The sequence below is a fragment of the Mycobacterium sp. ITM-2016-00316 genome (assembly GCF_002968335.2).
Lineage (GTDB): Bacteria > Actinomycetota > Actinomycetes > Mycobacteriales > Mycobacteriaceae > Mycobacterium.
The window spans coordinates 3,989,561-4,002,083 of record NZ_CP134398.1 but is presented as its reverse complement, the minus strand read 5'-3'; the positions used below and the strand labels follow the sequence as shown (position 1 = coordinate 4,002,083).

At 66.5% G+C, this 12,523-nt stretch carries 11 protein-coding genes and 2 tRNA genes; 8 read left to right on the top strand and 5 right to left on the bottom strand.

The window, feature by feature from the left end; translation table 11 throughout:
• Nucleotides 1-37 precede the first annotated feature (37 nt).
• Nucleotides 38-1,729: a sodium:proton antiporter gene (locus C6A86_RS19195; protein ID WP_105364082.1), complete on the top strand. Its 1,692-nt coding sequence runs from the start codon at nt 38-40 to the stop codon at nt 1,727-1,729.
• A 10-nt stretch (nt 1,730-1,739) separates the two neighbouring features.
• Here the strand turns inward: C6A86_RS19195 and C6A86_RS19190 are convergent, their stop codons facing one another.
• Complete coding sequence (locus C6A86_RS19190) at nt 1,740-2,540, bottom strand: hypothetical protein (RefSeq protein WP_105364083.1); 801 nt, start codon at nt 2,538-2,540, stop codon at nt 1,740-1,742.
• 38 nt (nt 2,541-2,578) lie between these two features.
• Between C6A86_RS19190 and C6A86_RS19185 the strand changes: the two genes are divergently transcribed.
• The gene (locus C6A86_RS19185) at nt 2,579-4,504 is read left to right on the top strand and encodes a beta-galactosidase (protein WP_311100829.1); all 1,926 of its coding nucleotides are present in this window, start codon (nt 2,579-2,581) and stop codon (nt 4,502-4,504) included.
• A 76-nt stretch (nt 4,505-4,580) separates the two neighbouring features.
• Here the strand turns inward: C6A86_RS19185 and C6A86_RS19180 are convergent.
• A tRNA-Gly gene (locus C6A86_RS19180) sits at nt 4,581-4,654 on the bottom strand.
• Between the two features lie 129 nt (nt 4,655-4,783).
• Here C6A86_RS19180 and C6A86_RS19175 point away from each other — a divergent pair.
• The 5 genes from C6A86_RS19175 (at nt 4,784) to C6A86_RS19155 (ending at nt 8,165) form a co-directional block, all read left to right on the top strand.
• Nucleotides 4,784-4,857, top strand: a tRNA-Pro gene (locus tag C6A86_RS19175).
• Nucleotides 4,858-4,898: 41 nt separating this feature from the next.
• A complete protein-coding gene (gene tig / locus C6A86_RS19170) occupies nt 4,899-6,383 on the top strand; it encodes a trigger factor (protein WP_105364085.1) in 1,485 nt (494 codons plus the stop codon).
• Nucleotides 6,384-6,500: 117 nt separating this feature from the next.
• Entirely contained in the window at nt 6,501-7,100 is a 600-nt protein-coding gene (locus C6A86_RS19165; protein ID WP_168145762.1) for an ATP-dependent Clp protease proteolytic subunit, read from the top strand.
• A complete protein-coding gene (locus tag C6A86_RS19160) occupies nt 7,097-7,723 on the top strand; it encodes an ATP-dependent Clp protease proteolytic subunit (protein WP_105364087.1) in 627 nt (208 codons plus the stop codon). Before C6A86_RS19165 ends, C6A86_RS19160 begins: the two co-directional genes overlap by 4 nt.
• Before the next feature lie 136 nt (nt 7,724-7,859).
• The gene (locus tag C6A86_RS19155; protein WP_105364088.1) at nt 7,860-8,165 is read left to right on the top strand and encodes a hypothetical protein; all 306 of its coding nucleotides are present in this window, start codon (nt 7,860-7,862) and stop codon (nt 8,163-8,165) included.
• Between the two features lie 4 nt (nt 8,166-8,169).
• Here C6A86_RS19155 and C6A86_RS19150 read toward each other — a convergent pair whose 3' ends face one another.
• The 3 genes from C6A86_RS19150 to C6A86_RS19140 all read right to left on the bottom strand — a co-directional run bounded on the left by C6A86_RS19150 (nt 8,170) and on the right by C6A86_RS19140 (nt 10,886).
• Nucleotides 8,170-8,541, bottom strand: a complete 372-nt coding sequence (locus C6A86_RS19150) for a DsrE family protein (protein WP_105364089.1) — start codon at nt 8,539-8,541, stop codon at nt 8,170-8,172.
• A 70-nt stretch (nt 8,542-8,611) separates the two neighbouring features.
• Nucleotides 8,612-10,165 (bottom strand): HD domain-containing phosphohydrolase, encoded by a 1,554-nt coding sequence (locus C6A86_RS19145; protein WP_233213059.1) that lies wholly within the window; start codon nt 10,163-10,165, stop codon nt 8,612-8,614.
• A gap of 7 nt (nt 10,166-10,172) precedes the next feature.
• The gene (locus C6A86_RS19140) at nt 10,173-10,886 is read right to left on the bottom strand and encodes a hypothetical protein (RefSeq protein WP_311100828.1); all 714 of its coding nucleotides are present in this window, start codon (nt 10,884-10,886) and stop codon (nt 10,173-10,175) included.
• Between the two features lie 351 nt (nt 10,887-11,237).
• Here C6A86_RS19140 and clpX point away from each other — a divergent pair, with 351 nt between their 5' ends.
• Nucleotides 11,238-12,518, top strand: coding sequence for an ATP-dependent Clp protease ATP-binding subunit ClpX (clpX, locus tag C6A86_RS19135; protein WP_105363347.1), 1,281 nt, complete (start codon nt 11,238-11,240; stop codon nt 12,516-12,518).
• Nucleotides 12,519-12,523: the final 5 nt, after the last annotated feature.

Genomic DNA, 12,523 nt, shown 5'->3' with positions numbered 1-12,523 from the left:
TCAGCGCCAATACCGACGACCAGGGAGAATTCTCGAAGTGGAACTCATTCTCGTGGTCGTCGGAGCCATCGTGGTCACCGCCATCGCGCATCGGCGGGGGCTCGAACCCGCGCTGATCATCGTGGTGGTGGGCATCGCGGTCTCGTTCATGCCGGATTTCGAACCGCCGGAACTGGACTCGCACATCCTGCTGACGGTGGTGCTTCCACCACTGCTGTACTCGGCGGCACTGAACTTCTCGTTCCCGACGTTCCTGCGCAATATCCGACCCATCCTCGGCCTGGGGGTCGGACTGGTCGTGGTCAGCGCCTTCACCGTGGCGCTGGTGTCGTCCTGGCTGGTGGTGGTGCCGCTGACGTTTGCGACCGCACTGGTGCTCGGCGCCATCGTGGCCCCGCCGGATGCGGTCACCGCCGTGGCCGTCGGTCGCAAACTGGGGCTGCCCAAGAAGGTGATGGCAATCCTGACGGGGGAGAGCCTGATCAACGATGCGGCCGCGCTGACGCTGTTCTCCATCGCGGTGGCACAGGTGGCCGGCAGTCACACCTTCATCGACAACCCCTTCCTGCTGTTCACCTACAGCGCACTGCTCGGGCCGGTGGTCGGCGGCGTGCTCGGCTACATCACGCTGTGGATCCGCAAGCGGCTGGCGAATCCGGGTCTGGAGACGGTGCAGGGCCTCGTGGTGCCGTTCGCGGCGTTCATCCTGGCCGAGGAGATGCACGCCTCGGGTGTGCTGGCGGTGGTGGTCGCCGGATTCGTCGTCGGCAACGGCACCCTGTCGGCGGGATACCAGACCCGGCTGCAGGAGCGTTACGTCTGGAACTCGGTGGACGTGCTGCTGGAGGCGTTCGTATTCGCCTACATCGGGCTGCACCTGCGCTTCGTGCTCGACGATCTGCACGCCGCCCACGAATCGGTGGTCGAGGTCCTGGTGGCCTCGGCGCTCGTGCTGCTGATCGTGTTGGTGATCCGGCCGCTGTCGGTGCTGCTGATGTTCGGACGCGGCAAGCTGGCCCGCCATGTCGAGGCCCGCTGGAGCGTGCCGGCTCCCGATGGCGACGCGCGCGACGGCCGGGGGCGGGCGGCACCGCGCAGGGAACCGGGGAAGTGGCGGTCCAAGATCGACCGCCGCTCACTGACCTGGCAGGAGAACGTGGTGGTCTCGTGGACCGGCATGCGCGGGGTGGTGACGTTGGCCGCCGCGGCCGCCATCCCGGTGACGACGGCGAGCGGGGAGCCGTTCCCGGAGCGGGCCACCATCCAGGCGATGGCGTTCGTGGTGGCCATCGGCACCCTGCTAATCCAGGGCTGGACGCTGCCGCTGCTGATCAAACGTCTGCAGTTGTCCCGGTTCAACGATGATCACGAGGCCGACCGGGCCGAGGAACTCAAGGCCGAAACGGTGGTACACGACGCCGCCGATGAGGTGCTCGCGGAGTTCCGGGCCAATCCACCGGCCGGGATCAATCCCGCGCTGGTCGCCGAGATCCGGGCCACCATCGCCCGGCACTCCCAGGATGCCGATGAGATGCCCGATCCGGAGGCACACACCAAACGCGCCGAGATCTTCTCCACCGTCTACCGCTCGGTGCTGGCCGCACAGCGTGCCGCGCTCATCGCCGAACGCGATGAGGGCCGCATCGAGGATGAGGCGGTGCGCGCCATGCTGGAGCGCCTCGATCTGCAGGAGGCCGGCGTCAGTGCCCGGCTGGAGAGCCGGCTCTGATCGGGAAGGGTCAGAACCCGCCGAAGTCGCCGCCACCGAAATCGCCGCCGCCGTCCCAACCCCCGGAATCCCAGCCACCTTGGTCGCCGCCGCCGTCCCAGCCGGCCTGGTCGGCACCGCCGCCATCGCCGAGCTGGCCCTGGTCCATCCCGTCCTGGAACCCGTCGCCGTTTTCGAATGCCTGGGCGTCATAGCCGACGCCGGCCATGCCGCTGAACATCGTGCTGAACAGCAGCGCCGATCCGATGCCCCAGGCGCCCGCGACGAGCGCAGGCTTCCACCACGGTTCGGAGTACCAGCCCGCGGGCACCGGACGCCCCGCGACACGCCCACCGGGGTAGTAGTTCGGGGTGCGCTCCGAGGGTGTCGGGGACGCCTCGATCTGGCGACCCTCGAAATCCACCCGCCGGTCCTCGGTGACAGTGCCCGCGGTGCGTTGGCCCGCAAGGGATTCCAGCTCCGGTCCGGGATCCATGCCCATCGCGACGCGGGCGGCGCGCACGTAGTAGAGGCCCTCGATGGCGCTCTCCTTGGCCAGCAGCGCCTGCTTGGCCGTGGTGGCCTGATCGATCTGCGAGGAGGCCGCGGTGTAGCGCTCGGAGGCATCGGCCATCGCCTGCTTGGAGGCGTCGTCGTTGCCGTTGAGGTTCAGCACCTGGCCGCCGAGCCGCTCGATCACGCGGCGGGCATCGGCCTGTGCGTCGGCCAGCGACTCGGCCGACTTACGGCCGTTGGCCTGAGAGGAGCTGTAGACGACGAATGCGATCGCCGCGATGACGAGGACGATGAGGATGAGCAAGACGCCGTTCATGGTCCCAGCGTACCGACAGGAATCGGACGGGCGGTCTGTTGCGGGATGCGGTCGGTGCTCGCGGGAAACAGCAAAATCACGCAAACCGGTTCCGACGCGCTGTTAGGTTTGGCACCCAATCGATTTCGACCCCGCGAGAGGGGCGCCCAATGCAAAGCCGGGTACGTGTGGCACAACGGCTCGCATTGATCGCCGTGAGTGCGGGGATGTCGATGGCGCTTGTCGGTGGTATCGGAGGTCCCGGCACCGAGTGGTCTGCGAGCGCGGCGAGACACGCGGTGCTGCCGGTGGCGGCCATCGTGGAATCGCCGAGCACCATCGGCGTCGCGGAGGGGCATGACTTCTACCTGATGTCGGAGACCGATATCGAACGGACTCTGGACGCGATGCAGAGCCTCGGGGTCAAGAACGTCCGGATCGGGATCTTCTGGGCCGACGTCGAAGCCGAAGAAGGCGTCTTCAACTGGGAGAATGTCGACCGGATGGTCGATGCGGCCGACCGGCGGGGCATGGGCATCCTGGGCACCGTCCTGTACACACCGCCGTGGGCGGGTGCGGCTCAGCCGCCGGAGGAGACGGCGTGGATCAGCCACCCTGACCCGGTGAAGTTCGGGAACTTCGTCAGCGAGGTCGCCGAGAAATACTCAGGCAGGATCTCGGCCTACGAAATCTGGAACGAACCGACCGCCAACCTGTTCTGGGATCCGGTCGACCCCGCTGCCTACACCCGAATGCTGAAAGAGGGATACGAGGCGATCAAGCTGGCCGACCCGTCCGCGGTGGTGATCGCCGGGTCGGTGGTGGCGGGCCCCACCCGCCCCGACGGTTCGACCATGAGCCCGGTGGACTTCTTGGCGGGAATGTACGACGCGGGCGCCCAGGGTTACTTCGACGCGTTCTCGTACCACCCGTATCTGTATTCCATGCCGTTCTCCGGTGGGCAGGGACAGCCCCATTTCGATTACCCGATCGAACAACTCGATCAACTGCGTGCGCTGATGATCGAAAAAGGCGACGGCGATCTCAAGGTGTGGATCACCGAATATGGGCAACCGACAACCACTTTGGACGGCAACGTGGTCCTCACCCAGGAGCAGCAGGCGGCGTTCATCGAGGATCTTCTGCGCACCTGGCAGAACATCGACGGCGCAGGGCCGGTGTTCATCTACCAGACGCGGGACACCGAAGCCGGCAGCATGGATCCCGACAAGAACCTCGGCCTCTTCGACCACGACTGGCAGCCCAAGCTCGCCGCCGATGTCCTCGCCGACCTGATCAAAGAGCTGCGCCCGACGACGGCGCAGCCGGTGAACCCGCTGGCGGCCTTCATCCAGCAGATCGTCCGGGCGGTCGGCCAGGCGGTCGCCTTCGTTCCGAAGCTGATCACGCAGGTCATCAAGGCGGTGGCGAACTTCGTCGGGTCGGTACTGGGTGTCGGCGCCGGTAAGAGCGCGAGCTCGGCCGCTGTCACCCGGAGTGCGACATCTGAGATCAAAACGTCGGTGATGGAACGTGTTTCGCAGATGGATGAGGGCCGGTCGGGGTCCGTCGCGAACACGGACCCGCCCGCTGACGCTGCGGAGCGCGTGCGGCCGTTCGAGGTGCCAGGAGCGCAGCGGCCCGAAGAGCGGCCGGACCCCGAGCAGACACAAGCCCGCGGCGGTGATCGCGACGACGTGTCGTTCGATGGCGCCGAGGAGGGGATGGGCGAACAGAGGCCGACGGAGGTCGCCGAGACGGCAGACTCGGATGTTGAGGGCGTGAGCGATGAACCCGACCGACTTTCCGCCGAGACGCCCTCGGAGGGTCGGAACGACGAGAAGGGTCTCGAAGCTGAGGCGGATGCGCAGGATTCCGCAGCCGAGAGCGAACCCCCGGCAGCTGACAGGCCGGGGTCCCGCCCAGGGGTGACCATGCGGTCGGCGCCACGCTCGCACGCGTCCCCGGCGAAGGCGCCCGCCTAGAGGTCATGCGAAGCGAATGTCACGGGTCACAAAAAACGGCCCTACCAGCGTTTCCGCCGGTAGGACCGTTATCACGTGGAGCGGGCGACGGGAATCGAACCCGCGTAGCTAGTTTGGAAGACTAGGGCTCTACCATTGAGCTACGCCCGCTTGCGGTGCATCGGAGACTGTACCGGCGAAGGCGCAATCAAATCCAATTGATTGCTCCACGACACGTGCCCGTAGTATCTCGCGTGGTCGGCGTGCGTGCGTGCCGATCAGGCAGGCACGGATTAGGCACGGGGTGTAGCGCAGCTTGGTAGCGCATCCGCTTTGGGAGCGGAAGGCCGCAGGTTCAAATCCTGTCACCCCGACCGCACGACTATCTAGAACCACACATACAAGGAGTAACGCAGTGAAGAGCACCGTCGAGAAGTTGAGCCCGACCAGGGTTCGGATCAACGTGGAGGTGCCCTTCACCGAGTTGGAGCCCGACTTCGACCGCGCGTTCAAGCAGATGGCCACCCAGGTCCGGCTGCCCGGCTTCCGTCCCGGCAAGGCCCCGCGCAAGCTGCTCGAAGCCCGCATCGGCCGCGGCGCCGTGCTGGAGCAGGTCGTCAACGACGCGCTGCCCAGCCGCTACAGCGAGGCCGTCAGCGCCGCCGAACTGCAGCCCCTCGGCCAGCCCGAGATCGAGGTCACCAAGCTCGAGGACAACGAGGAACTGGTCTTCACCGCCGAGGTGGACATCCGTCCCGAGATCGAACTGCCCGATCTGAGCGCGCTGAAGATCACCGTCGATCCGATCGAGGTCGGCGACGACGAGGTCGACACCGAGCTGCAGAACCTGCGCGCCCGCTTCGGCACCCTGACCGGTGTCGAGCGCCCCGCCGCCGAGGGCGACTTCGTCTCCATCGACCTGTCGGCCACCGTCGACGGCGAGGACGTGCCCGAGGCCGCCACCGAGGGCCTGTCCCATGAGATCGGCTCCGGCCAGCTCATCGAGGGCCTCGATGAGGCGATCGTCGGCCTGAAGGTCGACGAGAGCAAGACCTTCACCACCACCCTGGCCGCCGGCGAGCATGCCGGCAAGGAGGCCGAGGTCACCGTCACCGTGAAGTCGGTCAAGGAGCGCGAGCTGCCCGAAGCCGACGACGAGTTCGCACAGCTGGCAAGCGAATTCGACACCATCGCTGAGCTCAAGGAAAGCCTCGTCGAGCAGGTCAGCCGGGTCAAGCGCATCCAGCAGGCCGAGCAGATCCGCGACAAGGCGCTCGAGGTGCTCCTCGACGACGTCGAGGTGCCGTTGCCCGAGGCGATCGTCAAGGCTCAGGTCGACGACGCCCTGCACAACGCGATCCACGGCCTCGACCACGACGAGGACAAGTTCAACGAGCAGCTGACCGAGCAGGGCAGCAGCCGTGAAGAGTTCGACGCCGACAACCAGAGCAATGCCGAGAAGGCCGTCAAGACCCAGCTGTTGATGGACGCCGTCGCCGACAAGCTGGACATCCAGGTCGGCCAGGGCGACCTGACCGAGCGTCTGGTGCTGATGTCGCGTCAGTACGGCATCGAGCCGCAGCAGCTGCTGCAGGTGCTGCAGCAGAACAACCAGCTGCCGGCGATGTTCGCCGATGTGCGCCGCGGCCTGACCATCGCCGCGGTGGTGCACAGCGCGACCGTCACCGACACCGACGGCAATGTCATCGACACCGCCGAGTTCTTCGGACCGGCCGGTGGCGCCGAGGCCGACGCGGCTGCCGAGGCCCCGGCCGAGGTCGAAGCCGATGATGCCGACGCCGACGACGAGGCCGAGAAGAAGGCCAAGAAGGCCGAGAAGAAGGCGAAGAAGAAGGCCGAGAAGAAGGCCGACGCAGAGGAAGCCGACAGCGCGGAGTGACGCCGCGCGCGTGACGCTGTGAGCGAAAGCGCGCGTTTCAGGGAGTGCACGATCGCGCCGGTTGGTTAGTGTTCGTGTGTACGTAGACGAGAAAGCAGGTATTCAGTCGTGACTGATATGCGATCGGGCGCGTCGGGGCTCAACCTCATCGACTCGGTGTATGAGCGGTTGCTCGCCGAGCGCATCATCTTCCTGGGAACCCAGGTCGATGACGACATCGCCAACCGGCTGTGCGCGCAGATTCTGCTGCTGGCCGCGGAGGATCCCACCAAGGACATCCACCTGTACATCAACTCGCCGGGCGGGTCGGTGACCGCGGGCATGGCCATTTACGACACCATGGTGTTGGCGCCGTGTGATGTGGCCACCTACGCGATGGGCCTGGCCGCGTCGATGGGCGAGTTCCTGCTGGCCGCCGGCACCAAGGGCAAGCGTTACGCCCTGCCGCACGCGCGGATCATGATGCACCAGCCGTCGGCGGGTATCGGCGGTAGCGCCGCCGATATCGCCATCCAGGCCGAGCAGTTCGCCCTGACCAAGAAGGAGATGAACCGGCTCAACGCCGAGTTCACCGGTCAGACCCTGGAGCGGGTGGAAGCCGACGCCGATCGTGACCGTTGGTTCACCGCCCCCGAGGCGCTGGAGTACGGCTTTGTCGACCACATCATCACGAGCGTCAGCGTCAACGGTGAGGGACCAGGAGCAGGAATCAAATGAACCCGATGCAATCGCGCTACATCTTGCCGTCGTTCATCGAGCACTCCAGCTTCGGCGTCAAGGAATCGAACCCGTACAACAAGCTGTTCGAGGAACGCATCATCTTCCTCGGTGTGCAGGTCGACGATGCCTCGGCCAACGACATCATGGCCCAGCTGCTGGTCCTTGAGTCGCTGGATCCCGACCGCGACATCACCATGTACATCAACTCGCCCGGTGGTTCGTTCACCTCGCTGATGGCGATCTACGACACCATGCAGTACGTGCGTGCCGACATCCAGACCGTCTGCCTCGGGCAGGCCGCGTCGGCCGCCGCCGTGCTGCTGGCCGCCGGCACCCCGGGCAAGCGCATGGCTCTGCCGAACGCGCGGGTGCTGATCCATCAGCCCGCCGTGGGCGGCGCCATCCAGGGGCAGGTCTCGGATCTGGAGATCCAGGCCGCCGAGATCGAGCGCATGCGCACCCTGATGGACGCCACGCTCGCGCGGCACACCAACAAGGAACCCGCGCAGATCCGCAAGGACACCGACCGCGACAAGATCCTCACCGCGGCCGAGGCCATGGATTACGGGATCATCGACACGGTTCTGGCCTACCGGAAGCTCTCGGCGCAGAACGCATAGTCACCAGCGCACACACTCGACCCCGGTTCGCCTTCGCGAGCCGGGGTCGAGTTTTTGTCGTTGACGTCAAAAATGCGACGCCGGGCCGGTAGGCGTGCGATTCTTGTTGCGTCGGGAAACTCCGAGGGAGACGACTATGACCACGCACAGACGCCGGGCGATGCTCGGCGCGTTTTTGTTCTCTGCCGGGCTGTGCACTCAGATCGCCGCACCCGCCATCAGCCTGGCCGAGGATCCGGTGTGCCCGTACGGGATGTACTGGAACCCGGTGGTGGTGCAATGCCTACCGATCGGCGTGAACCCCGTCGTCGGTCCGGCGGGCCCGATCGGTGTCGGTGGCGTCGTCGGACCGGTCGGTGTCGGGCCCGTGGGCCCAGGGCCGGTGGGACCCGGCCCGATCGGCCCGGGGCCGGTCGGCCCCGGGGGACTGGGACCGCGCTGACCGATCAGTAGCTGAAGGTGGTGGCCCCGTCGCCGATCCACTCCCACAGCTGCACGGTGCCACCAGGTTCTGCGCCGGCGATGAAGTTCTTCGAGTCCAGCTTCTTGGAGTCGATACAGATCGGGCAGACCAGATACCGTCCGCCGGCCTTCTCGTAGCGTTCGATCAGACCGGTCAGCGGCGGGCAACCGTCGCACGCGGTGCCCACCGCAACGCCGGGGACGACCAGCCGAACGGCCTCCTTGGTCAGGAACATCATTGTCGGGCGGCCGGATTCGGCCGCGCCGACCGCCATCAGGAAGGCGATGGTGACGCGTTCGGCGTCCTCCAGGCCGGTGGTCAGGCTGATCGCTGCTTTGTTCGTCGAGTTGCTCATCACCTGATCGTCCAGACCGCCGAGCCGTTCCGCGTGGGGCGTTTGCCCCAGTTCGCGCGGCGAAGCAGCGTCACGCGTCGACAAGTCCGTGGCGCACGGCGTACATGCTGGCCCCGATGCGATTGGAGGCACCGATCTTGGCGTACGTGCGTTCGACGTGATTGCGCGCGGTCTTCTCACTGATCACCAGGACCGCGGCGATCTCCTTGTTCGACGCCCCGCGGGCCACCAGCCGCAGCACATCCACCTCGCGGGGGGTCAGTCCGTCCGGTCGTAACGTCGCGCGCCGCGGCCGCTGCCCCGCAGCCTGTAGCACCGCCTCGACCGCAGTCGCGTCGAGCTCGCCGGCCGCCACCCTGCGGTGCAGTCGGCGCACGGCGTCCTGTGGCCTGTGCTCAGGGCGGTACGGTCTTGGCTCGCACGCTGACTGGAAGCTGACCGCCGCGGCCAGGATCCGATCCGGAAGGCTGAGCGCCGAGCCGGGCAACCCGCGCGGATACCCGGAGCCATCCACGCATTCGTGATGGTTGCCGGCGATCTGGGCGACCGCGTGCAGGCCGGGCACCTGACTGAGAATCCGCACCGTCAGGTAGGGATGCAGTCGTACCCGCTCGAACTCGCCCGCGCTCAGTGGGCCGGGTTTCGACCAGATCTGGTTCGACACCCCGATCCGGCCCAGGTCGTGCACATGGCCGGCGCGACGGGTCAGCGCGATCGTGTCCGCGTCCAGGCCCGCGACCGCGGCTGCATCACCGGCTAGTTGTGCCACTGCCCGCGAATGACCGAGCGTGAAGGGACATTTCAGGTCGACGAAGTCGCCGAGTGCGATCAACATGGCGTCCAGCCCGTCGTCATCGAGGCACTCGTGACGATCGGGCGCCTCGTGCAGCGCGGCGGCCCACACGTCTCCGGTCGTGGGACCGGCCAGGATCGCGTCCGCATGCCGCACGAACACATCGACGACCCGCGGGTCGAACTGCCCGCCGCGACGGGCAGTTGCCAGCGCCACCGCGCGCGTGACGCCACCGGTGCGGTGGTGCACCTCGGCCAGGTCGGCGAGCTGGGCGATCCGCATCTGGATAGGAATCGCGTCCCCGCCCACACCGGCCGGCATGCCGCCGCCGTCGTACCGCTCGAAGGCGAAGGCCAACGCGGCCTGAACTTCGGGCCCCAGGCCCATCCGGTCGGCCAGTAACGCAGCAGAAGTGCAGTGCGAGTGAATCATCTGCGACAGCTGGCCGCGGGCATCGACGAACAACGTGGCCATCACGTTCAGTCGCCGCCCCAACGGCTCGCCCCTGGCGATGCTGTGCAGCAGGAACCGTAGAAAAGGAAGTCCCTTCGCCTCGACCTGGTAGGTGTCGTGGCGGACGGCGATATCGTCACCGAACCACCGTGCGTATTCGTGGGAATCGGCGTGACACCCGATCCACATGATGAGCGTCGTGTAGTACACGGCGTCACGCTGCGGCCCGGTCAGCCCGAGCCGATCGGCCAGTCTGGTGGCGATGAGCGCAGACCGCAGCATGTGTTCGCCGGGCTGCCCCAGACCGAGATCGACGGCCACCGACAACGCGGCCAGCAATTCGGCGCGAGTGGGTGTTTCGGCCGACGGGGAGACCATCGGCTGATTATGCGCTGCGGTGCACCGCGGGGTCATACGTCTCGAAGTGTCCTGAGCCGACCACGAAAATGCCGCGTTGCGGCGGCCGGAAATCGGCGAGTTCGGCCTGCCGGCGTAGCGGCCCCGGCGCCCCGAGATCCTCGCCGTGCAATGCCGCGCGCCCAGACGCCAGCCACACCTGGCGCGGAGCGATCATGAACTGTTGTCCATTGGGGGCGGTACCGGACAACTGGACGGTCCCGGCGCGCAGCAAGGTGCCCGCTGTCGAGCCGATGAGGCTCAGCGCCGTCGGACTGGTCCAGGCCCGTTCGGGCAGTGCCCGGCCGATCGCACTGACGACACGGGTCATCGGCGTGGCGCGGATATCGACCGTCCACTCCAACAGTCCGTCGATCTTGACGAACACGGTCCACGGGCTGACCCAGGCGACGTCGATATCGCACTGAACCGCTTCCTCGGTCGCTGCGCTGAAATAGCGTGAGCAGCTCTGCTGGCCGGGAGTCGTGGCATAGAAGGTCCACGTCCCCGCGGGGTCGCGGTGCCAGACGGACCGATAGCCCGGGGCGAACGTGGTCGCGGGGAAGTGGCGCAGCGCCAGATAGTGGCCGCTGGCGAACGGAAAGCCCATGACGCCGAAACCGACGAACCGTTCGTCGTCACCGTCGGGCAGGACGGGGTGAGCGAGTACCGCGGTCGCGGCCGCGAGTGGGGTGATTGACATGGTGCCCACGCTGCCCGCCGGCAACGCCCGGTACATGAGGCGTCTGCCTCAAAATGCCGCCGCCGCCGGCTGGGACCGGCAGGTACTGTGGAAGCCGGTGCACATCGGACCCGACCAGGTGGTCAAGACCCCAATCCCGTCACGACGACGACACGCCAGGGACACGGACCGCGTGCCGACGGGTGGCAGACCACCAGGAGAGATATGTTCTCCTGCACGCGAACAAATACCACCGACGCGATTCGGCCCTTCGGTCGCACCGTGACGGAACGAACGGGTAGCGTCGGGTTCACACCCGGGGCAACCCACATTTTTTGAGTGACAGCCAAACAGGAAGTAGGACCCCCCCACATGGCTCGCATCGGAGACGGCGGTGACCTGCTGAAGTGCTCGTTCTGTGGGAAGAGCCAAAAGCAGGTGAAGAAGCTCATCGCGGGGCCGGGCGTCTACATCTGCGACGAGTGCATCGATTTGTGCAACGAGATCATCGAGGAGGAGCTGGCTGACGCCGACGACGTCAAGCTGGACGAACTCCCCAAGCCCGCCGAGATCCGCGAGTTCCTCGAGGGGTACGTGATCGGACAGGACACCGCGAAGAAGACGCTCGCGGTCGCCGTCTACAACCACTACAAGCGCATCCAGGCTCAGGAGAAGAGCCGCGACTCGCGTGTCGAGCCCGTCGAGCTGGCCAAGTCCAACATTCTGATGCTGGGCCCGACCGGCTGTGGCAAGACCTACCTGGCGCAGACGCTGGCCAAGATGCTCAACGTCCCCTTCGCCATTGCCGATGCCACCGCACTCACCGAGGCCGGCTACGTGGGTGAGGACGTCGAGAACATCCTGCTCAAGCTGATTCAGGCCGCCGATTACGACGTGAAGCGCGCCGAGACCGGCATCATCTACATCGACGAGGTCGACAAGATCGCCCGCAAGAGCGAGAACCCCTCGATCACCCGTGACGTCTCCGGTGAGGGCGTGCAGCAGGCGCTGCTCAAGATCCTGGAAGGTACCCAGGCGTCGGTGCCCCCGCAGGGCGGGCGCAAGCATCCGCACCAGGAGTTCATCCAGATCGACACCACGAACGTGCTGTTCATCGTGGCGGGTGCGTTCGCCGGCCTGGAACGGATCGTGTCGGATCGCGTCGGCAAGCGTGGCCTGGGCTTCGGTGCCGAGGTGAAGTCGAAGGCCGAGATCGACACCCAGGACCATTTCGCCGAGGTCATGCCCGAGGATCTGATCAAGTTCGGTCTGATCCCCGAATTCATCGGCCGTCTGCCGGTGGTCGCCTCGGTGACCAACCTGGACAAGGAATCGCTGGTTCAGATCCTGTCGAAGCCGAAGAACGCACTGGTCAAGCAGTACACCAGGTTGTTCGAGATGGATGGCGTCGAACTGGAGATGACACCGGAGGCCCTGGACGCGATCGCCGATCAGGCCATCCACCGCGGCACCGGTGCCCGTGGCCTGCGCGCCATCATGGAAGAGGTCCTGCAGCCGGCGATGTACGACATCCCCAGCCGCGATGACGTCGCCAAGGTCGTCGTCACCAGGGAGACCGTGCAGGACAACGTGCTCCCGACGATCGTGCCGCGTAAGCCCCCGCGCAACGAGCGCCGCGACAAGACCGCATAGCTCCA

Coding starts and splice junctions, on each gene's coding strand:
- C6A86_RS19165 (WP_168145762.1), top strand. CDS start 6,501: ATGCGATCGGGCGCGTCGGGGCTCAACCTCATCGACTCGGTGTATGAG.
- C6A86_RS19160 (WP_105364087.1), top strand. CDS start 7,097: ATGAACCCGATGCAATCGCGCTACATCTTGCCGTCGTTCATCGAGCAC.
- C6A86_RS19145 (WP_233213059.1), bottom strand. CDS start 10,165: ATGGTCTCCCCGTCGGCCGAAACACCCACTCGCGCCGAATTGCTGGCC.
- C6A86_RS19140 (WP_311100828.1), bottom strand. CDS start 10,886: ATGTCAATCACCCCACTCGCGGCCGCGACCGCGGTACTCGCTCACCCC.
- clpX (WP_105363347.1), top strand. CDS start 11,238: ATGGCTCGCATCGGAGACGGCGGTGACCTGCTGAAGTGCTCGTTCTGT.
- C6A86_RS19155 (WP_105364088.1), top strand. CDS start 7,860: ATGACCACGCACAGACGCCGGGCGATGCTCGGCGCGTTTTTGTTCTCT.
- C6A86_RS19150 (WP_105364089.1), bottom strand. CDS start 8,541: ATGAGCAACTCGACGAACAAAGCAGCGATCAGCCTGACCACCGGCCTG.
- C6A86_RS19190 (WP_105364083.1), bottom strand. CDS start 2,540: ATGAACGGCGTCTTGCTCATCCTCATCGTCCTCGTCATCGCGGCGATC.